Raw genomic sequence first — 23,730 nt, 5'->3', positions numbered from 1 at the left:
GTTCAACCTCCGACGATCAATGGGCTGGCCTGCAACACCGAGCGCACCATCGCACTCAAGCCCGGCGGGGACAGCAGGGTGATTTCAAACTCCGGCCCGCAGACTTTCAGGTTCAACGGCAGGCGCGGCAGCGGGTTGTTCGGTTCGGTGCGATGCAGGCGAAATTGCAGGTGGTGGCGCTCCTTCATCGTGGGCTCCAGCATCAGCCCCGGCAATGGATGAAAGTCGGCGTCCAGCACCGTGACCTTGTGCCCGGCGGTGATTTCACCGACCACATGCAGGCGCTCCTCCAGAGCGAATGCGCCGAGGTAGGTGCTGTGCTCCGACGCATCGTTCTTCTGCATCTGGATCTGGTTGACCACCTTGACCTTGGTGCCCGCCGGCACGTCCTGAGTGATCACGCAGGCCGGACTGATAAACACATTGTCGCCAATCAGCACGTAGCCCAGCACCCGTGCGCCGGAGCCGATCTCGACGTTATTGCCCAGGCGCGGGTGGCGCTTGCCGTCGGGGTTGTTGGCGATGCCGCGCGCGCCGAGGGTCACGCCACAGAGGATGTAGCAGTCGTTGCCGATTTCGCAGGTTTCGCCGATCACCGTGCCGTAGCCGTGGTCGAGCACAAACCGCCGGCCGATGCGTGCCGCCGGGTGAATGTCGGCGCCGGACAGCATCTTGCCCTGGTTGCTCAGCTGCGAGGCGATGTGCGCAAACGCCTCATCGGTCTGGGCCGGGAAATTCCACACACGGTGCGCTAGCCGGTAGTACAGCACCGCCTTGAACGAGGCGTAGGACTCCAGGATCAACTCGCCGCGCCCGCGTGAAGCCGGGTCGCGACTGGCGTAGGCGATCAGGTCTTCGGCCACCGCCTGCGCCGCGTCCTGGATCAATGGCGCCAGGTGCGCTTCCAGCTGCTTCATCTGCGCGGGCGTGAGCGTTTTGATGAGGTGGGTGAGCAGCTCATCGTGCAGCAGTTGCATGTCGATAAAGCCCCCCATGGAGCCACCTCCGCAGTCTGGATAGTTGGAAGGCCGGTTACTCGAAGTTGGGCAGGTAGCTGTCGGCATTGTCGTAGACCATGGTCAGCACCACCGTTTCAGGCGGCAGTTCGGGGGCGAGTTGGGCGATGGCGACCATGTTGGCGGCCGAGGACAAACCCAGGCTGATGGCGTCGGTGCGCATGATGCGTTTGATCATGTCGACGCACGCCCGGTGCGAGACCTTGAGCATGCCGTCGATCACGTCCAGATTGAGAATGCTCGGGATCAGGCCGATCGACAGGCCCTGGATGTCGTGCGGCGCATGCCGGTCCTTGAGCAGGTCGCATTCTTCGGGCTCCACCCCCATCACGCGCAGGCCCGGCCAGGCGGCCTTTAGGGTTTCGCCGATACCGGTGATATGGCCGCCTGTGCCGATGCCGCTGACGAAATAGTCCGCACGCAGCTCACCGAAGTCGCGCAGGATCTCCGGCGCGGTGGTGTCGCGATGGGTCTGCGGATTGGCGCCATTGCGTTGCTGGTTGAGCATCACGTAGCTGGGGTTTTCCAGCTGCAACTCCATGCATTTCTCGCCATGAGAGTTGTTGCCCAGGCGGCTGTCAGACAACACCACCCTGGCGCCGTAGAGGCGCAGCAGTTTCTGTTTTTCCGGGCTGTAGTTGTCGGGAATCACCAGCACCACTTTGTAGCCCAGCACATTGGCGGCCATTACCAGGCCGATGCCGGTGTTGCCGCCGCTGGGTTCGATCAGGGTTTGCCCGGAATCACGGATCAGCACGCCACGGCGTTCGGCATCGAGGATCATGCCCAGGGCGATGCGCGCCTTGTGGCTGCCGCCGGGGTTGAGGGATTCGAGCTTGGCGTAGACCTCGATGCCGAGGTCTTCGGAAAACTGCGCCAGGCGCACAGTCGGCGTGTGGCCGATGGCGTCGATAATCGAGTTATGCAACATCGCTCTGCCCCCGCTCAATACAACGGCATGTCGGGTTCGACGTCGCGCACCCAATGCTTCATGCCACCCTGCAGCACTCTGGTGTTGGCAAAACCGGCGGCCAGCAGGGTGCTCGCCGCCTGCTCGGCGCGGGTGCCGGCGTAGCAGATCAGGTAATGGGTGTTGTCGCGGCTCAGGCGGCCGAGCTGCGAATCCAGCTCGTCGAGGGGGATGTGCACCACGCCCGGCAGCTTGCACACCTCCAGTTCGCTGGCATCGCGCACATCCACCAGCACATCGGCGCTGTTCGGGTGCTCCAGCACTTGCTTGAGGACGTGCGGCTTGATGTAGCGCTCCTCGGCGAGGCACGGCTGGAGCGCCACGGCGTCGGCGCAAACTGCCGGGGCGACGGTGTGGCTGTGGCGCTGGGCGGAGCAGCACGGGCAATCGGCGCGGCGCTTGAAGCGCACCTCAGTGAATTTCATCGCCAGGGCATCGAAGCGCATCAGGCGCCCGGACAACGGCTCGCCGATGCCGATCAGCAGCTTGATCGCCTCGGTGGCCTGGATCATCCCGACCACCCCCGGCAGCACGCCGATCACCCCGCCGGCGTTGCAGTTGGGCGCCAGTTCGGCCGGCGGCGGGCTGGGAAACAGGCAGCGATAGCACGGCCCGCCCTGGTAGTTGAACACGCTGATCTGCCCGTCGAAGCGGTAGATGGCGCCGTACACCAGCGGCTTGTCCAGCTGTACGCAGGCGTCGTTGACCCGATAGCGCGTGTCGAAATTGTCGGTGCCGTCGATCACCAGGTCGTAGGCGCCGACCAGCTCGAGGGCGTTATCGGCATTGAAGGCGGTATCGTGGGTGTTGATCCGGATATGGCTGTTGAGGTCTTGCAGGCGCTGTTTGGCGGACTCGACCTTGGACATGCCCAGGCTACTGTTGCCGTGAACGATCTGGCGTTGCAGGTTGCTGCTTTCCACCACATCAAAATCCACCAGGCCCAGGGTGCCGACGCCAGCGGCGGCCAGGTACAGGCTGATGGGCGAGCCCAGGCCTCCCGTGCCGATGATCAGCACCCTGGCCTTTTTCAGCTTCAGTTGGCCTTCGCGACCGACGCCGGGCAGGGTGATGTGGCGCACGTAGCGTTGCACTTCTTCATTGCTCAGCGCGTCGACGTCCATGCCGCCGGAAGTGGCGAGCAGCACATCGATACGGGCTTTTTCCGGCAGTGGCTCGTCGGCGTCGATCAAGGCTTCTTCGGCGGTGAACAGAAAGTGTTCCTTGAGTTGGTTGTTCTTCTCGTGGAACAAGTGTGCGCGCAGCTGCGGGTGGCGGCTGCACAGGTTTTCCATGACCTCGCGCAATGTCGATCCGGCGCCCTCGAGGGTCGACTCCGGCAACTTGGCCACGCGAACCAGAATGTCGGGGAAAGAGACAGCGTTCATGGACAGCTCCGCATGCAGGTCGTTGAAAGGGGTGAGGGCGAAATGCTTGCCATCCCAGGCAAACAGCTTGGAACCCAGAGCCTGGCCCTGACGGATGTCGACCACCAGATAACTGACCGGGTAGATCGGTTCGCCCATGAACAGCGCCTTGTTCTGGTCTTCATCGCTGAAATAGGCGCCGACATCGGGGTGCGAGTGGTAGATCACCACCACCGGGTTGTCGCTGCGCAACGCCTTGTTCAGCAGCAGGGTGTCGGCTACGGCAAAGGTGTAGCCGTTGGCCGCGCTGCGTGGGTACATCTCGGGGTTCTTGCGGTGAAGCTCGTTCTGGATATTGCGGCCTGGGTACACGCTGCCATCGGCGAAGACGAAGCCGCAGCATTCTTCGGGGTAGCAGCGGCCGGCGTGGGCGTAGATCTGTTCCAGGGCGGTGGGACGAAGGACATCCATGTTGCTCTCGCGTCGTGGTGGGAGGCTCAATTTTTCTTGGCCAGGAATTTTTCGATGGGCAGCTTGGTGATCGCAAAACCGGCCAGCAGGATCGCCGAGTAGAGCATCAGGTCACGGGACAGTGCCACGCCCTCGTACCAGGCGCCGATGATCACCGCGAACACCGGGAAGATAATGAACACGAACGACAGGATGATCGGGCTCAGGCGCTTGAGCAGCATGAAGTACACGATGAAACCGCCTACCGACGCCACCAGCCCCAGGTAGAACAGCGCGCTCCAGGAGCGCAGGGTGATGTCTTCGAACGTCGGCGTTTCAAACCACAAGCCGGCCACGAACAGCATCAGGCCGGCAATCCCGATGGGCAGGGTGTTGTAGGTGATCACGCTGATGGCACTGCCTTTTTGCTTGGTAATCACGTAGCACAACGCATGCATGATCGCGGCGGTGAGGATCGCCAGCACCCCGAAGAACTCGGCGTGGTCCAGGTGCAGGCCCTGGCTGCGGATGATCATGTAGAGACTGCCGAAACCGATTCCAATGCCGACCACCTGGGAAAAGTAGATGCGCTCGCGCAAAAACAGCGCGGAAAAAATCAGGATGAACACCGGCATGCAGCTGAACAGCAGGGCGGTGAGGCCCGACGAGACATGCATCTCGCCGTAGTTGAGCAGGTAATACGGAACGCTGAAGTAAGACAATGTCACGAATACGAAAAACCAGCGGCTTTCCCGGGGAAACAGGATCGGCTCGCGGCGCACCCTGGCAAAACACAGAAACAGCGGGAACGCGATCAGAAAGCGCAGGCCGGCTGACGTCAGCGGTGGCACGCTTTCCACCGCAATCTTGATACCCAGCCACGTGGTGCCCCAGCTCAGGCACACGATAAGAAACATCACACTGGTCACCAGGCCGGGCAACCACTGTTTGGGTGTTTTTGTTTTGGCGGTGTTTTCGAGAACAGCGGACATTGGCATCGTTTATTGCTTCCCTGAGCCGACATTGAACTCTATATTGAGCGTGTTACAAGCGGTAAAAATCGGGGATTGAACCCGTAAAAGCACACTATTAGGGCGAAAGATGACTGTCAAAACAAATATTGACATGGTGTCAATTATGCGTGAGGGGTTGTCCAACGGGCAGGGCGTCAAGTACAAGCGCCTGTCCGATGTCATGGAGCGAGGCATCCTTGAAGGCTTGATTGAACCGGGACGAAAACTGCCGCCCCATCGGGTGCTTTCGGACAATCTGGGCGTCACCATCGGCACCATCAGCCGCGCCTACGGCGAGCTGGAACGCCTGGGGCTGGTGGTTGCGCGGGTCGGTGATGGCACCTTCGTGCGCAAGCGCGGGATGGAGCGCCAGCGCGATGAAGGCTTTCGCAATGTCAGCGAGGAGCCGCGCCAGTACTTCGACATGAGCCGCAACATGCATATCCCCGGGCAGGAGACGGTGTTCCTGGCGCAGAGCTTCCAGACCCTGTCGACCAATGCCAAGTTTCTCCAGGAGATCAGCGCCTATACCCCGGACGCAGGCCTGCCGCGCTACCGCGAAGCCGGTGCGCAGTGGCTGGTACAACGCGATTTTCATCCGATTCCCGAGCAGGTCATCTGCGTGAATGGCGGTCAGCACGGCTTGCTCTGCGCCATGATGGCCCTGCTGCGGGCCGGTGATACGGTGGTCACCGAACAGCTGACTTATCCGGGATTGATCACGGCGGCACGCATGCTCGGTATCCGCCTGATCGGCCTGGAGATGGATGAGGAGGGTGTGCTGCCGGGCGCGCTGGATGAACTCTGTCGTAATCACCGAATTTCGGCGTTGTACTGCACACCCACGATTCAGAATCCTACAACGTCGGTGTTATCGGTAGCGCGCCGTGAAGCGCTGGCCAGGGTCTGTCGCGAACACAATCTGTTGATTCTTGAGGATGAGGCCCACGGCGTCCTGGTGGAAGACCGGCCGCCGCCCCTCAGCTATTTCGCCCCCGAACGTACGATTTTGATCAGCAGCCTGAGCAAAGCGGTGTCAGCCGGATTGCGCGTGGGTTATGTGCATGCGCCGCCCGCGCTGGTCAGCCGCATTTCTGCCGCGTTGCGTTCCACCTGCTGGATGGCCACGCCGGTGACCCTGGAACTAGCCACCCAGTGGATCGAAAACGGCACGGCGGAATACCTCTTGCGCCAGCAGATCAGCGAGATCAGCCGGCGCAAGGCGCTGGTGCAGGATTTGCTGGCGGGCCTGGCTTACCGCACCCACCTGAACAGCCCGCACTTCTGGATCGAAGTGCCGGAGCCCTGGCGCGCGTCGGAAATAGAAGCCGAACTCAAACAGAACAATTACCTGATCGCCACCGCAGAAGCCTTTGCGGTGGGGCAGACGGCGGTGCCGCAGTTTATTCGGGCGAGTATCTGTAACACGTCCGGGGATGATCAGTTGTTGCGGACGGGGTTCGATGCATTGGCAACCGCGCTGGGGCAGGGTGGCGGTCGGTTCTGCCTGTGAGCAGGTCTAGTGTGGGGCGTGCTTGACCAAAAACTCCACCAGCGCGCGGGAGGTGGCAGGCAGTTGCTGGTGGGGTGGGTAAATGATCGAGAAGGTGCGGGCGCATCCGGCAGTATGGCCCAGCACCTCGACTAACTGCCCGTTCTGGATGTATTCGCGGACGATAAACGCGTAGCTCTGGCAAATGCCCATACCGCTGCGGGCCAGTGACACCAGCCCGAGCACGTCCTCGGCGACCCTGACATTGCCTTGGGGCGTCCATTCCAGTGGCTGGCCATTGTGCATCAGCGCCCATGGCCGGATGCGTCCGCTGCTGGGGACCACGAAGGACAGGCAGGTGTGGGTTTTCAGATCCTCCAGAGTATGTGGCGCCCCGGCTCGCTGCAGATAACCTGGCGCGGCAACAAGGCACAGTCGCGCTTTCTCCAGTGGGCGCCCGACCAGCCCGCTGTCGGGCAGGTCGCCGACGCGGATGGCCAGGTCAAAATGTTCTGCTACCAGGTCGACGTTGCGATTGGTCAGGCATAACTCCACCTGCACCGTGGGGTGCAACTGGCTGAACTGCGCCAGCAAGGGCGGCAGCCGATAGTGACCGTAGGTGGTGGGAACACTGAGCCGCAGGCACCCGCTCAATTGCCCGTCAGAAGATTGCAGGCTGCGCTCGACGTCTGTGATCTGCGAGAAGGCATCGCGCATTTTTTCCAGATAAAGGCGTCCGGCTTCCGTCACGCTCAAACGCCGCGTAGTGAGCCGCAACAGCTGTACACCGAGGCGCGTCTCGAGGCGCTTGATCGCCCGGCTGACCACGGTTGGCGTGGTACCCAGGCTCACGGCGCCGGCGCTGACGGTGCCTTTATCGACCACGGTGATAAAGACTTCGACGTCCGCCAGGTGATCGAATCGACGTGTCATTTTCGCTACCAGAGGCAAAGTGATTGTCTGTCGTGCCGGTGTTTCATTTTGCAAGGTAGCAATAAATTCTTCGAAGGGCAGGGCCAATGCCGCTGCCGAAACCTTTGGAGACGATTATGAAAATACTGATGGTGGTACTGACCAGCAGCGTCCTTTGGCTTTGCAGCCAGGTGGCCCAGGCGGCCCATGTGCTGGTGGTGCTGTCCGATGCTTCGCGGCTCGAGCTGCGAGACGGCAAGTCTGTGGCTACCGGTTTCTTTTTCAATGAGCTGATGCAACCGGTCAAGATGCTGCTCGATGCTGGGCACACCCTCACATTCGCCACGCCGCTGGGGAATCCGCCAACGTTGGACGAGGGCTCCCTGAGCAAGTCCTATTTTGGCAATGACGAGCGCGTATTCAATGAGCACAAGGCACTGCTGGAACGCCTGAAAATCATCTCGACGATGGATTCCCCCGTCATCAGTCTTGAACAAGTGGAGCAGCGAGGCTACCAGACGTATGACGCGCTCTACGTGCCTGGCGGCCGGGCGCCCATGCAGGATTTGACGCGCAGCCCGCTAATGGGGCGCCTGCTGGCCAATTTCAACCGGTACGGCAAGCCCACCGCATTGGTGTGCCACGGCCCGGTCGCCTTGCTGTCGACGTTGCCCGATGCTGACGGTTTTGCCGCCGAGCTTGAGGCCAAGGGGCGAGTTACGCCACAACCAGGCTGGATTTACGCCGGGTACAGGATGACAGTCATGAGCAATATGGAAGAGCGTTGGGCGGCGCAGCGCGGCCGTCTGGGGGATGGCCAAATGAAATACATGCCGCAGGATGCACTGGAAGCCGCAGGTGGGGATTATCAGTCCAACCTGGTGCCTTGGCGCCCGAACATGGTAATGGACCGCGAGTTGATCACCGGTCAGAACCCCGAGTCGACCCGGGCCGTGGCCGAAGAATTGCTGAAACGGCTTTGAATCCAAGGCCTCAAGCGTTGCGCTTGAGGCCTTCAACGCTTTATTTGAAGCGCCGCTCCACGCCTTTCTCCACCAGAATCTTCGCCGAAATCTCTTCCACCGAGAAATGCGTGGAATTGATATGCGCAATATTCTCGCGACGGAACAGATTTTCCACTTCACGCACCTCGAACTCGCACTGGGCATAGCTCGAATAGCGGCTGTTGGGCTTGCGCTCATTACGGATGGCGGTCAGGCGGTCCGGGTCGATGGTCAGGCCGAACAGCTTGTGCGAGTGCGCGCGCAGGGCGGCGGGCAGGGTCAGGTGTTCCATGTCGTCTTCGGTCAGCGGGTAGTTGGCCGCGCGGATGCCGAATTGCATGGCCATGTACAGACAGGTCGGCGTCTTGCCGCAACGCGACACGCCCACCAGGATCAGGTCAGCCTTGTCGTAGTAGTGCGTGCGTGCGCCGTCGTCGTTATCGAGGGCGAAGTTGACCGCCTCGATACGCTCCATATAGTTGGAGTTATGCCCGATGGAGTGGGACTTTCCTACCGAATAAGAGGAGTGTTCGCTCAGCTCCTGCTCCAGCGGCGCCAGGAAGGTGGAGAAGATGTCGATCATGAAACCATTGGAGGTCGCGAGAATCTCACGAATGTCCTGATTGACGATGGTGTCGAAAATGATCGGGCGGCAGCCGTCTTTTTCAGCCGCCAGATTGATTTGTTGTACCATGGCCCGCGCTTTATCCACGCTGTCTATATAAGGCCGGGTGAATTTGGCGAAGGTAATGTTTTCGAACTGCGCGAGCAGGCTTTGGCCCAGGGTTTCGGCAGTAATGCCAGTGCCATCGGAGATAAAGAAAGCAGATCGTTTCATTTGAGCCCTGGGCCTTAAGCTGATGGCGAATCTTGGATATGATAGGCGCGATTTTGCTGTCCCGCAGTGGGCCGCATTCTCACTTATTTTCCAGGCCCAGGCCACAAGCGCTGGCGAATGCTCCTACTGAGCAGCCGGCGTCCATGAGCTTTTCCAACACAGAAAGTGGAGAGATCACCTTGGTAGAGTACGTAGTTTCCCTCGATAAGCTCGGCGTCCATGATGTAGAGCACGTAGGGGGCAAGAACGCATCCCTCGGCGAGATGATCAGTAATCTTGCAGGCGCAGGTGTGTCAGTGCCCGGTGGTTTCGCCACCACGGCCCAGGCTTACCGTGATTTCCTCGAGCTGAGCGGCCTCAACGCTCAGATCCACGCCGCGCTGGACGCTCTGGACGTCGATGACGTCAATGCCCTGGCCAGAACCGGCAGCCAGATCCGCCAGTGGATCATGGAGGCCGAGTTCCCTGAAAAGCTCAACGAAGAAATTCGCACCGCCTTCGCCACCCTGTCGGCCGGTAATCCGGACATGGCCGTCGCCGTGCGTTCCTCGGCCACCGCCGAAGACTTGCCCGACGCCTCATTTGCCGGTCAGCAGGAAACCTTCCTGAATATCCGTGGCGTGGAAAACGTGATCCGCGCGGCCAAGGAAGTGTTTGCCTCGCTGTTCAACGATCGCGCCATTTCCTACCGCGTGCACCAGGGTTTCGACCACAAGCTGGTGGCCCTGTCTGCTGGCGTGCAGCGCATGGTGCGTTCGGAAACCGGCACCGCCGGCGTGATGTTCACCCTCGATACCGAATCGGGCTTCCGTGACGTGGTGTTTATCACCGGCGCCTACGGCCTGGGCGAAACCGTCGTACAGGGCGCGGTCAACCCGGACGAATTCTACGTGCACAAGCACACCCTTGAGGCCGGTCGCCCGGCCATCCTTCGCCGCAACCTGGGCAGCAAGGCGATCAAGATGATCTACGGCGACGAGGCCAAGGCCGGTCGTTCGGTCAAGACCGTCGATGTGGACAAGGCCGAGCGCGCGCGCTTCTGCCTGAGCGACGCCGAAGTCAGCGAGCTGGCCAAGCAGGCGATGATCATCGAAAAGCACTACAAGTGCCCGATGGACATCGAGTGGGCCAAGGACGGTGACGACGGCAAGCTGTACATCGTGCAGGCCCGCCCGGAAACCGTGAAGAGCCGCACCTCGGCCAACGTCATGGAACGCTACCTGTTGAAAGAAACCGGCACCGTGCTGGTGGAAGGCCGGGCCATTGGCCAGCGCATCGGCGCGGGCAAAGTGCGGATCATCAAGGACGTGTCCGAGATGGACAAGGTTCAGCCGGGTGACGTGCTGGTCTCCGACATGACCGACCCGGACTGGGAGCCGGTGATGAAACGCGCCAGCGCCATCGTCACCAACCGTGGCGGGCGTACCTGCCACGCGGCGATCATTGCCCGTGAGCTGGGCATCCCGGCGGTCGTGGGTTGCGGCAATGCCACCCAACTGTTGAAAGACGGTCAGGGCGTGACCGTGTCCTGCGCTGAAGGCGACACCGGTTTCATCTTCGAAGGCGAGCTGGGCTTCGACATCAAGCAGAACTCCATCGACGCCATGCCCGACCTGCCGTTCAAGATCATGATGAACGTCGGCAACCCGGACCGTGCCTTCGATTTCGCGCAGTTGCCGAACGCCGGTGTGGGCCTGGCCCGCCTGGAGTTCATCATCAACCGCATGATCGGCGTGCACCCCAAGGCCCTGCTGAACTACGACGGGCTGCCGCTGGACATTAAAGAGAGCGTCGACAAGCGCATCGCCGGTTACAACGACCCGGTGGGCTTCTATGTCGACAAGCTGGTGGAAGGCATCAGCACCCTGGCGGCGGCGTTCTATCCGAAAAAGGTGATCGTGCGCCTGTCGGACTTCAAGTCCAACGAGTACGCCAACCTGATCGGCGGCAAGCTCTACGAGCCGGAAGAAGAAAACCCGATGCTGGGCTTTCGCGGTGCCTCGCGTTACATCAGCGAAGCCTTCCGCGACTGCTTCGAGCTCGAATGCCGTGCGCTCAAACGTGTGCGCAACGAGATGGGCCTGACCAACGTCGAAATCATGGTGCCGTTCGTGCGCACCCTGGGCGAGGCTAGCCAGGTGGTCGACCTGCTGGCCGAAAACGGCCTGTCCCGTGGCGAAAACGGCCTGCGCGTCATCATGATGTGCGAGCTGCCGTCCAACGCGATTCTGGCCGAAGAGTTCCTGGAGTTCTTCGACGGATTCTCCATCGGCTCCAACGACCTGACCCAGTTGACCCTGGGCCTGGACCGCGACTCGGGGATCATCGCGCATTTGTTCGACGAGCGTAACCCGGCGGTCAAGAAGCTGCTGGCCAACGCCATCCAGGCCTGTAACAAAGCCGGCAAGTACATCGGCATCTGCGGCCAGGGCCCTTCGGACCACCCGGACCTGGCTAAATGGCTGATGGAGCAGGGCATCGAAAGCGTCTCGCTGAACCCGGACTCGGTGCTGGAAACCTGGTTCTTCCTCGCCGAAGGCCAAGCGTCCGCTTAAGATCGCAACGTCAAAAGTGCCGGTCACCCGTTGCGGATGACCGGCATTCTTATCTGTACAGGGCGGGAATCCTCGCGGACGCCGCCCTTTTTTGTGCAAGAGCATTATGCAAAGCAGCAGCAATCTGTTTCCCGTCGCCCTGATCAGTGCTGAACGTCGTGGCGACCTGAGTGAAGACGTGTATCGCCTCAAACCCGGTAACAGCCCCGACGGCACCGTCGAGCTGGCAGTTACCCGTCTGGGCCTGGCCGATGTCCCGGAAAACCGGGGCATTGCGGTTATTTTGTTGCACGGTAGTTTTTCCAACCGGCGTTTCTGGTACTCGCCCAAGGGCATCGGCCTGGGCGCCTACCTGGCGCGCCAGGGGTTTGATGTGTGGATCCCGGAAATGCGCGGCCACGGGCTGTCCAGGCGCAACCAGAACTATGCGAAAAATCGCGTGGCCGACTATGCGCGTTACGATTTGCCGGCCATCGGCGCGTTCGTGCGTGAGCAAAGCGCGCAGACGCCGCATTGGATCGGGCATTCCCTGGGCGCTATCACCCTGGCTGCAGCCCTGGGGGCGCGTCACCTGGAAGCATCGGCGGTGGCGTCGGCGGCGTTGTTCGGCTGCCAGGTCAGCCGCACGCACTGGCCGTTGAAAATCCCTCCGGTGGAGTGGGCAGGTCGCTGGTTGCTCAAGCGCTTTGCCCATGTGTCTGGGCCGCGTTTCAAGCGCGGGCCCGAGGACGAGCCCGCCGGCGTGATGATCGAGGCGTTGCGCTGGAACGGTCTGTTTGGTCGGTTTGGCGATGCCGATGCCGACTGGTGGAAGGGCCTGGCCCAGGTCGATGTGCCCTTGCTGGCGGTGAGCGCCGCAGGCGACGAGCAAGACCCGGACTGGGCCTGCCGCAAGCTGTTCGAACAAGTGGGCAGTGAACATCGCCAATACCTGTGCCTGGGGCGCGGGCAAGGGTTTACCGGGGATTTCGGGCATGTGGAAATGCTCGTCAGCAAGGCGGCACAGGCTGAAGTCTGGCCGTTGACGGTGCAGTGGCTTAAAGATCCGCTGACACCGTTGTCCGCTACCCGGCCCGAGCTGATGGCCACGGCTTGATCCGGGGCTTTTCGCTGATCTGCGGTTGCGGCTAAGCTATGACGCGTTAAACGCTTCTGGTCATATTCAGTCGCTGCCGCGCGCTTGCGTTGCGGCGAAACGGATGGGATGTTGCGTACCTGCGAGGCAGACGCTTCTTTCCAAAGACAGCTTTTTGACGCAAGGGACTCTTTTCATGATCCATTACGTAACCCCTGACCTGTGCGATGCCTACCCCGACCTGGTGCAGGTGGTCGAGCCGATGTTCAGCAACTTCGGTGGCCGCGATTCCTTTGGCGGCGAAATCGTCACCCTCAAATGTTTCGAAGACAACTCGCTGGTCAGGGAGCAGGTCGACCTGCCGGGTGCCGGTAAGGTGCTGGTGGTCGACGGTGGGGGTTCGCTGCGTCGCGCATTGCTGGGCGACATGCTCGCCGAAAAAGCCGCAAAAAACGGCTGGGAAGGCATGGTGATCTACGGCTGCATCCGTGACGTCGACGTCATTGCCCAGACCGATCTGGGTGTGCAGGCCCTGGCCAGCCACCCGATGAAGACCGACAAGCGCGGCATCGGTGACCTGAACGTGGTGGTGACCTTTGCCGGCGTCACATTTCGTCCGGGCGAATACATCTATGCCGACAATAACGGTGTAATCGTGTCGCCCAGTCCGCTGAAGATGCCTGAATAAACCGCAATAGCCGACAGGGGTGAGGATGTTCGAGGAAGAAAACGCGCAATGGGGGCTGGTGCATGCCCTGGTGCTGGACGGTAAAGGCGGCGCGCGTTCGATTGCCCGGACTGAACTGGACGACCTGCAACTGCAGCCGCAGGAAAGCCTGTGGCTGCATTGGGATCGCAGCCATCCGCAAACCCGCACCTGGCTGCGCCAATCCAGCGGATTGAGCGAGTTCGCCTGCGACCTGCTGCTGGAGGAAAACACCCGTCCACGCCTGTTGCCGCTGCCGGACGCCGAGCTGTTGCTGTTTCTGCGCGGCGTCAATCTCAACCCGGGTGCCGAACCGGAAGACATGGTCTCGGCGCGCATCTTCGCCTCTGCCAGCCGTGTGATCTCCCTGCGTTTGCGCCCATTGCGCGCGACCGACGAGCTGCTGGTGCAACTGGCGGAGGGCAAGGGGCCGAAAAATACCTCTGAACTCATCCTTTATATGGCGCAGTACCTGACCAACAAAGTGCAGGATCTGGTGACCGACCTGTCTGAAATCGTCGATTCAGAGGAAGAAAAACTCGACGCCGACGAACGGTATACTCCAGAGCATGGCAGTATCCTGCAGATCCGTCGCAGAGCCGCTGGGTTGAAGCGATTCCTGGCGCCGCAACGGGACATTTTCGGTCAGCTCACGCGGATCAAATTGCCGTGGTTCTGTGACGACGATGCCGACTACTGGAACGAATTGAACAACAGCCTGACCCGCTACCTGGAAGAGCTGGAATTGACCCGGGAGCGCGTGGGGCTTGTACTTGAGGCCGAAGACCGACGCTTGAGCGTGCGCATGAACCGCACCATGTATCGCTTCGGAATTATCACCGGGATCTTTCTGCCGATGAGTTTTCTCACCGGCCTGCTGGGTATAAATGTGGGGGGATTCCTTTTTCCTCGAGCCCCTATGGATTTGCGATTGCGTGTCTGTTGATGGTGTCGGTGGCGCTCGGGCAATGGTGGTTGTTTCGACGCTTGCGCTGGGTTTGACCTGAATACGAGCTGAACGTAGGAAGGGTCGGATGTGACCTCAGGAATTTAACCCTCGTCTTTTAATTCACTTGCGAGAGGTCCTTTATGCACGATCCGTTTGAACAGTCTTTGCGTGACATGCTGAATGCTTCGCCATCCAACCGTGATGACGATGCCTGCCTGGGTCGCGTATTGAAAACCGCCAACCGTCAGGTTGGGGCGGGAGACCTGTTCGGGCTGCTCGGGCGTTGGGTGCCGGCGTTGATGATGGCCCTGAACAACGGTTCAGCCCACGTATCCCCGGTTTCCCGTGGCAAACCTCTTGCTCGCACTGCTGATAAGGCTGATTGAATATGGAACTTGATCTCTGGACCCAGAGCCTGGTCACCGCGATGACCGCATTATGGACCAAGGTGGCGAATTTCATTCCCAACCTGTTTGGTGCCCTGGTGCTGGTATTGCTCGGGTTTGTCGTGGCCAAGCTGCTCGACACCCTGTTATCCAAGCTTCTCGCGAAACTGGGTCTGGATCGCTTGATGGCAGGCACCGGCCTGACCAAGCTGCTGGGGCGCGCCGGGCTGCAAGTGCCGATCTCGACCTTGATCGGCAAGATTGTCTATTGGTTCGTTTTGCTGATATTTCTGGTTTCGGCGGCGCAATCCCTTGGACTTGAGCGAGTTTCAGCTACGCTCGACATGCTGGCGCTGTATTTGCCCAAGGTTTTCGGCGGCGCGCTGGTATTGCTGGTAGGCGTTTTACTCGCGCAATTGGCCAATGGGCTGGTGCGCGGGGCTGCCGAAGGCGTGGGGCTGGACTATGCTGCCGGCCTGGGGCGAATCGCTCAGGGGCTGGTGATCATCATCAGTATTTCGGTCGCGATCAGTCAGTTGGAGGTCAAGACAGACCTGCTCAACCATGTGATTGTGATTGTTTTGATTACCGTTGGTCTGGCAGTTGCGCTGGCCATGGGGTTGGGAAGCCGGGAAATTGCCGGTCAGATTCTTGCGGGAATCTACGTGCGTGAGCTGTATCAGGTAGGGCAACAGGTGCGTGTAGGCGAGGTCGAGGGTCAAATCGAGGAGATCGGTACCGTCAAAACGACAGTATTGACCGACGATGGCGAGCTGGTGTCGTTGTCTAATCGGATACTCCTTGAACAGCAGGTCAGTAGCCGCTGACCCGGCACCCTGCTAATGTACGCCGCCGCGAACCCGGCTTGCCGGGCCGTAGCGGACATTGACCTGACTGTCGGCACGACTTGTTTTGAATAAAGCTCAAACGCTGTCCACGCGCTATGACCCCCGTGAGCTCTCTGATGAGGAGCTGGTCGCGCGTGCACATACGGAGCTGTTTCACATCACGCGCGCCTATGAAGAATTGATGCGCAGGTATCAACGCACTCTGTTCAACGTTTGTTCAAGGTATTTAGGGAACGATAGAGATGCGGACGATGTCTGTCAGGAAGTGATGCTAAAGGTGCTGTACGGCCTCAAGAACTTCGAGGGTAAATCGAAGTTCAAGACCTGGCTCTACAGCATCACGTACAACGAGTGCATCACGCAGTATCGGAAGGAACGGCGAAAGCGTCGCTTGATGGACGCCTTGAGTCTGGACCCCCTTGAGGAAGCGTCTGAAGAAAAGGCGCCGGCACCCGAGGACAAGGGCGGACTTGATCGCTGGCTGGTGTATGTGAACCCGATCGATCGGGAGATTCTGGTGCTGCGATTCGTCGCAGAGCTGGAGTTCCAGGAGATCGCTGACATCATGCACATGGGTTTGAGTGCTACAAAAATGCGGTACAAACGTGCTCTAGATAAATTACGTGAGAAATTTGCGGACGAGACTGAAACTTAGTGCGTGGCAAATATCTCTTACGTGTAGGCAAGTTCTGTTAGACTTGTCGCCGAGTTGTCCCCCGGTTTGTGGGACTGCTTTACAATCACCAGATGGGGATTTAACGGATGAAACTGAAAAACACCTTGGGCTTGGCCATTGGTTCTCTTATTGCCGCAACTTCTTTCGGCGTTCTGGCACAAGGCCAAGGCGCAGTTGAAGGCGAGCTGTTCTACAAGAAGCAGTACAACGATAGCGTCAAGCACATCGAAGACGGCTTCAACCCAGGCGCTCGCATTGGTTACTTCCTGACCGACGATCTGTCCTTGAACTTGTCCTACGACAAGACTAACCACACCCGTTCGAACGACGGTACTGGTAGCCAGAAGATCAAAGGTGACACTGGCAGCCTCGTGGCCCAGTACCACTTCGGTCAGGCCGGCGTTGACAGCCTGCGTCCATACGTTGAAGGCGGTTTCGGCCACCAGAGCCGTGGCAACGTGCAAGCTGACGGCCACAGCGGTCGCGATCAGACCACTTTCGCCACCGTCGGTACCGGCGTGAAGTACTACTTCACCAACAACCTGTACGCTCGTGCCGGTGTTGAAGCTGACTACGGTCTGGACAACGGCAAGTGGGACTACTCCGCACTGGTCGGCCTGGGCGTGAACTTCGGCGGTAACGCTGGCGCAGTTGCTCCAGCTCCTACCCCAGCACCAGCTCCAGAGCCAACTCCAGAGCCAGAAGCTCCAGTTGCTCAGGTTGTTCGTGTTGAGCTGGACGTTAAGTTCGACTTCGACAAAGCCGTTGTTAAGCCTAACAGCTACGGCGACGTGAAAAACCTGGCCGACTTCATGGCTCAGTACCCGTCCACCAACGTAGAAGTTGCTGGTCACACTGACTCCGTAGGTCCAGACGCTTACAACCAGAAGCTGTCCCAGCGTCGTGCTGACGCTGTTAAGCAAGTCCTGGTTAAAGACGGCGTGGCTCCTAGCCGTGTAACTGCTGTAGGTTACGGCGAATCCCGCCCAGTTGCTGACAACGCAACTGAAGCTGGTCGCGCTGTTAACCGTCGCGTAGAAGCGTCGGTTGAAGCTACCGCTCAGTAATTACTGAGTAGTAGAAAAAAGCCCGGCTCAGGCCGGGCTTTTTTTCGTCTGCAATTTGCCTCAGGCGCTGGCGGCCACTGCGACATAAGCCGCCTGCTCAGCCGCTGCAACCCTGCCAATCACCAGAATTGCCGGGCTCTTCAACGCGAAAGCCTGTGCATCTTCCTGCATGCGCGACAGCACGCTGCGACACTCCCGTTGCTGGGGCAGCGATGCATTCTCGATCATCGCCACCGGCATATCCGCCGCCATGCCGCCGTCCAGCAACTGCTGGCGTATTTCTTCCAGCTTCGCCACGCCCATATACACCACCAGCGTCGTCCCGCCTTCCGCCAGCGCGCCCCAGTTCAGGCGGCTGTCGTCCTGGGTATGCGCCGTGACCAGCGTTACGCCACGGCTGACACCGCGCAACGTCAGCGCAATATCGCAGTTAGTTGCGCCTGCCAGCCCCGACGTAATCCCATTGACCACCTGCGCCTCGATCCCACGCTCGCGCAGCCACATGGCTTCTTCGCCGCCGCGTCCGAAAATGCACGGATCGCCGCCTTTGAGCCGCACCACACACTTGCCCTGACGCGCGTAACGCAGCATCAAACGGTGGATGAAATCCTGCGGCGTCGAGCGACAACCGCCGCGCTTGCCCACGGTAATCACCCGCGCATTGCCGCAATGTTCCAGCACCGCCGGGTTGACCAGGTCGTCAATCAGCACCACATCGGCTTCGTTCATCGCCCGTACTGCTTTGAGGGTCAGCAACTCCGGGTCACCGGGTCCTGCGCCTACCAGCCAGACTTTTGCGCTCATATTCCTGTCCTCACACACTGATAGCGATTGGCTGCGGATGGCTTACCAGCAGACGTTTGATTTCCGGGACACAGGAGCCGCATTGCGTGCCGCATCCCAGCGACTGCTTGAGTCCCTCCAGGTCCAGGCCCTGGGCAATACCGGCACACACCGCGTTTTCACTGACGTTCATGCAGTTACACAACACCTTGCTGTTTGCCGCCGCACCGCCGGGCGCTGCGCTCAAGGGCGCGAGCAGCCAGCGGCGCAACTGCTCATCGGTGCGGCCTTCCAGCCACAGGCTCTGCAGCCAGTGGCGGGCCAGGGTTTCACCGGCCAGGCGTACTGCGGTGATGCGGCCTTTTTCGATCTTCACCCGCTTGCCGATCGAGCGGCGCGGGTCGTCGTAGGCCATCACCGGGCCGTCGTGCAGGCCCAGCAGTTGGTCGATACGGGTCAGCAGCTCAAGCTCGGGCGCTGCGGTATGTGCCGCGCGTACCAGCAACGCCGGCCGTTCCCGCCCGGCCAGGCTCAGGCTGACGTAGGCAAAACCCTCGCACAGCGGGCGCAGGGCCTCGAAGTGTTGCTGCACATCGCCCTCGATCAGCGCGAACAGCTGCCATGGCAACTGCACCGCCTCCAGGCGCACGCCGCTGTGCTTGAGTTCAGGTTGTTTCGACAGCGGGTCGAACGCCGGCTGGGTGAGGGTATTCACGCCGCCCTTGAGAAACCGGTCGCCCCAGTGCATCGGCAGGAATGCCTGGTCGGGGCGTACGCTGTCATCACTGCTGACGGCAACGATCACATTGCCTCGCCGGCTTTTGAGGTTCACCAGGTCGCCTTCCTTGAAGCGATGACGGCGCAGTTCATCGGGGTGCAGGCTCAGCAGCGCTTCGCTCACATGCCCGAACAACTGCGCCGCCGTGCCGGTGCGGCTCATGCCGTGCCACTGGTCACGCAGGCGCCCGGTAATCAGGGTCAGCGGGAAGCGCGCGTCGCGCTGCTCCTTGGCCGCACGATAAGGGTCGGCGATAAAGTGCGCGCGGCCCCCGTCGGTCGGGAAAACCCCGTCGATATACAGACGCGAGGTGCCGCTGCGCGCGCCCATGGGGAACGGCCACTGCTGCGGCCCCAGTTCGTCGAGCAGGGCATGGCTGATACCCGACAAATCCAAATCACGCCCACGGGTCAGCAGCTTGAACTCATCAAAAATCTGCGCCGGATGCTCAAAGGCGAACAGGCTCGGCAGCCCCGGGCGCAGTCGCTGTTCCAGGCGTTGGGCGAAATCCACGGTGATTGCCCAGTCCGGCCGTGCTTCTGCAGGTGGGGTGATGGCGCGGCGTACGTGGGAAATGCGCCGTTCAGAGTTGGTCACCGTGCCTTCTTTCTCCCCCCAACTGGCGGCCGGCAAAAGCAGGTCGGCGTAGGCGGCGGTCTCGGTGGTGCGAAAGGCTTCCTGCAACACCACGAACGGGCAGGCTGCCAGGGCGGCGCGCACAGCGGTCTGGTCCGGCAGCGATTGCGCGGGGTTGGTGCACGCGATCCACAGCGCCTTGATCTTGCCGGCCTGCACCTGCTCAAACAGCTCAATGGCCGTCAGCCCGGTCGGCTCCGGCAACGCATCGACACCCCAGTAAGCAGCGACTTCTGCGCGGTGTTCAGGGTTGGCGGCTTCCCGATGGCCCGGCAACAGATTCGACAAGCTGCCGGTTTCGCGCCCGCCCATGGCATTGGGCTGGCCGGTCAGGGAGAACGGCCCACAGCCAGGCCGCCCAATTGTGCCAGTGGCCAGGTGCAGATTGATCAGCGCGCTGTTTTTAGCGCTGCCGGCGGTGGACTGGTTGAGCCCCATGCACCAGAGCGAAAGAAAGCTCCGTGAGGTACCCACCCATTCGGCGCACAGGCGCAATTGTTCGACACTGAGCCCGCACAACTGCGTGACCATCTGCGGCGTGTAGTCATGCACCAGGCGTTTAAGCTCCGCCAGCCCGTCGGTATGGGCCTGGATAAAGTCGCGGTCGATCCAGTCTTCCCACAGCAACAAGTGCAAGATTCCATGGAACAGCGCCACATCCGTACCCGGCAGGATGGCAAGGTGCATGTCAGCCAATTCGCAGGTGTCGGTGCGCCGAGGGTCGATCACCACGACTTTCATGTGCGGACGCCGCGCCTTGGCTTCCTCCAGGCGTCGGAACAATACCGGATGGGCGTAGGCCATGTTGCTGCCGACGATCATCACGCAGTCGCTGGTGTCGAGGTCTTCATAGCTGCACGGTGGCGCGTCGGCACCCAGGCTGCGCTTGTAGCCGACCACCGCCGAGGACATGCACAGCCGCGAATTACTGTCGAGATTGTTGGTGCCCACCAGCCCCCGCGCCAGTTTGTTGAAGCTGTAGTAGTCCTCGGTAAGCAGTTGTCCGGAGATATAGAAGGCCACGCTGTCTGGCCCGTGTTCGGCGAGGGTGTCGGCAAACACGTTGGCCGCGTGGTCCAGCGCGGTATCCCAGTTTGTACGGCTACGGGCCAGGCCTTTGCCCAGGCGCAACTCCGGGTACAAGGCGCGCGCGCTCAGGTCGCCCGTCAGGTGCAGGCTGGCGCCTTTGCTGCACAACTTGCCGAAATTGGCCGGGTGGCTCGGGTCGCCCTGCACACCGAGGATCTGCGTGCCGTCATGCTCGATCAGCACGCCGCAGCCCACCCCGCAGTAGCAGCAGGTGGACGCGGTGACCTGGCGGTCCATCAACCGGCGTCCCGCAGGGCCAGCATCACCCGGCCGTTTTCGACACGGGCGGGATGATGGTGGGCGCAGCCGATATCCGGCGCCTGGGCTTCGCCGGACGCCAGGTCGATCTGCCAGTTGTGCAGCGGGCAGGCCACGCGTTTGCCGTAGATCAGGCCTTGGGACAGCGGGCCGCCCTTGTGCGGGCAGCGGTCGTCGAGGGCGAAGACTTCGTCGTCACTGGTGCGAAAGATCGCGATGTCGCCCTTGGGCCCGTTGATGATGCGTGAGCCCAGTGCGTTGATGTCGTCGAGGGCGCAAATATCCAGCCAGTTCATGCCTGCACCTCCAGGTGTTTGACGGGGATCACCTCGAATTCCTTTTTCAGCAGCGGCTGTTCAAGCCGTTCTTTCCACGGGTCCTGCTCGAATGACAGCGAGAATTGCAGGCGCTCGTTCAGCGCCTTGCGCCGGGCCGGGTCTTCCAGCACGGCTTTCTTGATGTGCTCCATGCCCACGCGCTGCAGGTAATGCACGGTGCGCTCCAGGTAGAAGGCTTCCTCGCGGTACAGCTGCAGGAACGCGCCGTTGTACTCGCGCACTTCGTCGGCGGTTTTGAGCTTGACGAAGAACTCCGCGACTTCGGTCTTGATGCCGCCGTTGCCGCCGATATACATCTCCCAGCCGGAGTCGACGCCGATGATGCCGACGTCCTTGATGCCGGCTTCCGAGCAATTGCGCGGGCAACCGGACACCGCCAGCTTGACCTTGTGCGGCGACCACATGTTGAACAGGTCGTGCTCAAGCTCGATGCCCAGTTGCGTCGAGTTCTGCGTGCCGAAGCGGCAGAACTCGCTGCCTACGCAGGTTTTCACGGTACGGATGGATTTGCCGTAGGCGTGGCCGGACGGCATGTCGAGGTCCTTCCACACGCCGGGCAGGTCCTGCTTTTTGATGCCGAGCAAGTCAATGCGCTGGCCGCCGGTGACCTTGACCATCGGCACGTTGTACTTGTCGGCCACGTCGGCGATGCGGCGCAGTTCCGACGGGTTGGTCACGCCGCCCCACATCCGTGGCACGACAGAGTAGGTGCCGTCTTTCTGGATGTTGGCGTGGGCCCGTTCGTTGATCAAGCGCGACTGCGGGTCGTCCTTGGCTTCGCCGGGCCAGGTGGAAATCAGGTAATAGTTCAGCGCCGGGCGACAGGTGGCACAGCCGTTGGAGGTGCGCCAGTTCAGGTAGCTCATGGTGGCGGCGATGGTCAGCAGATGCTGTTCGCGGATGGCCTGGCGGATTTGCCCGTGATTGAGGTCGCTGCAGCCGCAGATGGCTTTTTCGCTCTTGGGTTTTACATCGGCCGCGCCGCCCACGGTGTTGATCAGGATCTGTTCCACCAGCCCCACGCAGGAGCCGCAGGAACTGGCGGCCTTGGTGTGTTTTTTCACCTCGTCGACACTGAACAGGCCCTGTTCCTGGATCGCCTTGACGATAGTGCCCTTGCACACGCCGTTGCAGCCGCAGACTTCAGCGCTGTCGGCCATGCTCATGGCCTTGTCCTGGCCCTGATGGCCGACATCGCCCAGGGCATTCTCGCCGAACATCAGGTGATCGCGAATCTCGCCGATGGCATGGTTCTCACGGATCTGGCGGAAATACCAACCGCCATCGGCGGTGTCGCCGTACAGGCAGGCGCCGACCAGGATGTCGTCCTTGATCACCAGTTTTTTGTACACGCCGCCAATCGGATCGGAGAGGGTGATGGTCTCGGTGCCTTCGCCGCCCATGAAGTCGCCGGCAGAAAACAGGTCGATGCCGGTGACTTTCAGCTTGGTCGAAGTCACCGAGCCTTTGTAGGTGGCAAAGCCCAGCTGGGCCAGGTGGTTGGCGCAGACCTTGGCCTGTTCGAACAGCGGCGCCACCAGGCCGTAGGCAATCCCGCGATGGCTGGCGCATTCGCCGATCGCATAAATACGCGGGTCGTAGGTTTGCATGGTGTCATTGACCAGAATCCCACGGTTGCACGGGATGCCGGATTTTTCCGCGAGTTCGGTGTTGGGCCGGATGCCGGCGGCCATCACCACCAGGTCGGCGGGGATGATGTCGCCATTCTTGAACTGCACCGAGCCGACCCGGCCATTGCCGGCGTCGTGCAGGGCCTGGGTGTGTTCGCCCAGGCGAAACACCAGGCCACGGCTTTCCAGCTCGGTTTGCAGCAGTTGGCCACTGGTCTTGTCCAGCTGGCGTTCCAGCAACCATTCGCCGATGTGCACCACGGTTACATGCATGCCGCGCAGCATCAGGCCGTTGGCGGCTTCCAGGCCGAGCAGGCCGCCGCCGATGACCACCGCGTGTTTATGGGTTTTGGCGGTGTCGATCATGGCCTGGGTGTCGGCAATGTCGCGATAGCCGATCACGCCCTGCAAGGTGTTGCCGGGGATCGGCAGGATAAACGGCGTGGAGCCGGTGGCGATCAGCAAACGATCGTACTCGGCCTCGGTGCCGTCGTCGGCGATAACTTTGCGCTTGACCCGGTCGATCTGCACCACCTTGCGGTTGAGCAGCAGCTTGACGTTGTTGTCCAGGTACCAGTCCAGGTCGTTGAGCACGATTTCTTCGAAGGTCTGTTCGCCGGCCAGCACCGGCGACAGCAGGATGCGGTTGTAGTTGGTGTGGGGCTCGGCGCCGAACACGGTGATGTCGTATATGTCGCTGCTCAGCTTGAGCAGCTCTTCAAGGGTACGAACCCCTGCCATGCCGTTGCCGATCATCACCAATTTGAGTTTTTTCATGTCGCTCTCCGACCAATCACGCGCAAACAAAAAAGGCGTCCCCGCTAGTTACCTAGCGAGGACGCCTTTGTCCGGTCCCGTTCTCTCGGGAAGCTCGATCCTTCGTCGTTGAAGGG

At 60.9% G+C, this 23,730-nt stretch carries 19 protein-coding genes and 1 pseudogene; 10 read left to right on the top strand and 10 right to left on the bottom strand.

The features are described 5' to 3' along the window. Positions 1–2: 2 nt before the first annotated feature. Genes VRB54_RS17460 through VRB54_RS17445 form a run of 4 tightly spaced genes read right to left on the bottom strand, consistent with a single transcriptional unit; the run spans position 3 to position 4,744 of the window. Positions 3–995: a serine O-acetyltransferase gene (locus VRB54_RS17460; protein WP_338478165.1), complete on the bottom strand. Its 993-nt coding sequence runs from the start codon at positions 993–995 to the stop codon at positions 3–5. Between the two features lie 37 nt (positions 996–1,032). Next, positions 1,033–1,947 carry a PLP-dependent cysteine synthase family protein gene (locus VRB54_RS17455; RefSeq protein WP_338478164.1) on the bottom strand — a complete coding sequence of 305 codons (915 nt, stop codon included), beginning with the start codon at positions 1,945–1,947 and terminating at the stop codon, positions 1,033–1,035. 14 nt (positions 1,948–1,961) lie between these two features. Continuing rightward, positions 1,962–3,824 carry a molybdopterin-synthase adenylyltransferase MoeB gene (gene moeB / locus VRB54_RS17450; RefSeq protein ID WP_338478163.1) on the bottom strand — a complete coding sequence of 621 codons (1,863 nt, stop codon included), beginning with the start codon at positions 3,822–3,824 and terminating at the stop codon, positions 1,962–1,964. A gap of 26 nt (positions 3,825–3,850) precedes the next feature. Then, positions 3,851–4,744 carry a DMT family transporter gene (locus VRB54_RS17445; protein ID WP_338481124.1) on the bottom strand — a complete coding sequence of 298 codons (894 nt, stop codon included), beginning with the start codon at positions 4,742–4,744 and terminating at the stop codon, positions 3,851–3,853. Positions 4,745–4,904: 160 nt separating this feature from the next. On the opposite strand from VRB54_RS17445, the gene VRB54_RS17440 reads away from it, so the two are divergent. Continuing rightward, entirely contained in the window at positions 4,905–6,329 is a 1,425-nt protein-coding gene (locus VRB54_RS17440; RefSeq protein ID WP_338478162.1) for a PLP-dependent aminotransferase family protein, read from the top strand. A gap of 6 nt (positions 6,330–6,335) precedes the next feature. Here VRB54_RS17440 and VRB54_RS17435 read toward each other — a convergent pair whose 3' ends face one another. Further along, positions 6,336–7,241: a LysR family transcriptional regulator gene (locus VRB54_RS17435; RefSeq protein WP_338478161.1), complete on the bottom strand. Its 906-nt coding sequence runs from the start codon at positions 7,239–7,241 to the stop codon at positions 6,336–6,338. A gap of 116 nt (positions 7,242–7,357) precedes the next feature. Between VRB54_RS17435 and VRB54_RS17430 the strand changes: the two genes are divergently transcribed. Next, complete coding sequence (locus tag VRB54_RS17430) at positions 7,358–8,203, top strand: type 1 glutamine amidotransferase domain-containing protein (RefSeq protein ID WP_338481123.1); 846 nt, start codon at positions 7,358–7,360, stop codon at positions 8,201–8,203. Between the two features lie 40 nt (positions 8,204–8,243). Here VRB54_RS17430 and ppsR read toward each other — a convergent pair whose 3' ends face one another. Beyond that, the gene (ppsR, locus tag VRB54_RS17425; RefSeq protein WP_003230310.1) at positions 8,244–9,062 is read right to left on the bottom strand and encodes a posphoenolpyruvate synthetase regulatory kinase/phosphorylase PpsR; all 819 of its coding nucleotides are present in this window, start codon (positions 9,060–9,062) and stop codon (positions 8,244–8,246) included. Positions 9,063–9,241: 179 nt separating this feature from the next. Here ppsR and ppsA point away from each other — a divergent pair, with 179 nt between their 5' ends. The 8 genes and pseudogenes from ppsA (at position 9,242) to VRB54_RS17385 (ending at position 17,324) form a co-directional block, all read left to right on the top strand. Further along, positions 9,242–11,617, top strand: coding sequence for a phosphoenolpyruvate synthase (gene ppsA, locus VRB54_RS17420; RefSeq protein WP_057009261.1), 2,376 nt, complete (start codon positions 9,242–9,244; stop codon positions 11,615–11,617). A gap of 106 nt (positions 11,618–11,723) precedes the next feature. Continuing rightward, positions 11,724–12,713: an alpha/beta fold hydrolase gene (locus tag VRB54_RS17415; RefSeq protein ID WP_338478160.1), complete on the top strand. Its 990-nt coding sequence runs from the start codon at positions 11,724–11,726 to the stop codon at positions 12,711–12,713. Positions 12,714–12,891: 178 nt separating this feature from the next. Next, positions 12,892–13,380, top strand: a complete 489-nt coding sequence (gene rraA / locus VRB54_RS17410; protein ID WP_139136753.1) for a ribonuclease E activity regulator RraA — start codon at positions 12,892–12,894, stop codon at positions 13,378–13,380. 25 nt (positions 13,381–13,405) lie between these two features. Next, positions 13,406–14,400 (top strand): annotated as a pseudogene (locus VRB54_RS17405) (zinc transporter ZntB). A gap of 87 nt (positions 14,401–14,487) precedes the next feature. Next, positions 14,488–14,733: a hypothetical protein gene (locus VRB54_RS17400; protein ID WP_003230316.1), complete on the top strand. Its 246-nt coding sequence runs from the start codon at positions 14,488–14,490 to the stop codon at positions 14,731–14,733. Between the two features lie 2 nt (positions 14,734–14,735). Beyond that, complete coding sequence (locus VRB54_RS17395; protein WP_003193288.1) at positions 14,736–15,560, top strand: mechanosensitive ion channel family protein; 825 nt, start codon at positions 14,736–14,738, stop codon at positions 15,558–15,560. Between the two features lie 85 nt (positions 15,561–15,645). Continuing rightward, positions 15,646–16,236: an RNA polymerase sigma factor SigX gene (gene sigX / locus VRB54_RS17390; RefSeq protein ID WP_209983760.1), complete on the top strand. Its 591-nt coding sequence runs from the start codon at positions 15,646–15,648 to the stop codon at positions 16,234–16,236. 107 nt (positions 16,237–16,343) lie between these two features. Next, a complete protein-coding gene (locus VRB54_RS17385; protein ID WP_003230320.1) occupies positions 16,344–17,324 on the top strand; it encodes an OmpA family protein in 981 nt (326 codons plus the stop codon). 60 nt (positions 17,325–17,384) lie between these two features. On the opposite strand, the gene cobA is transcribed toward VRB54_RS17385, so the two are convergent. The 4 genes from cobA to nirB are packed head-to-tail and all read right to left on the bottom strand — an operon-like array spanning position 17,385 to position 23,614. After that, positions 17,385–18,128 carry a uroporphyrinogen-III C-methyltransferase gene (gene cobA / locus VRB54_RS17380; protein ID WP_338478159.1) on the bottom strand — a complete coding sequence of 248 codons (744 nt, stop codon included), beginning with the start codon at positions 18,126–18,128 and terminating at the stop codon, positions 17,385–17,387. Positions 18,129–18,138: 10 nt separating this feature from the next. Next, positions 18,139–20,847 (bottom strand): molybdopterin-dependent oxidoreductase, encoded by a 2,709-nt coding sequence (locus VRB54_RS17375; RefSeq protein WP_338478158.1) that lies wholly within the window; start codon positions 20,845–20,847, stop codon positions 18,139–18,141. Next, entirely contained in the window at positions 20,847–21,164 is a 318-nt protein-coding gene (gene nirD / locus VRB54_RS17370; protein WP_003230326.1) for a nitrite reductase small subunit NirD, read from the bottom strand. The genes VRB54_RS17375 and nirD overlap by 1 nt, the downstream gene beginning before the upstream one ends. Then, entirely contained in the window at positions 21,161–23,614 is a 2,454-nt protein-coding gene (gene nirB, locus VRB54_RS17365) for a nitrite reductase large subunit NirB (protein WP_338478157.1), read from the bottom strand. Before nirB ends, nirD begins: the two co-directional genes overlap by 4 nt. Positions 23,615–23,730 lie beyond the last annotated feature (116 nt).

Source organism: Pseudomonas trivialis (assembly GCF_036864995.1).
GTDB lineage: Bacteria > Pseudomonadota > Gammaproteobacteria > Pseudomonadales > Pseudomonadaceae > Aquipseudomonas > Aquipseudomonas trivialis.
Note: the sequence above shows the minus strand (reverse complement) of the source record. Positions and strands in the feature narration are given on the sequence as shown.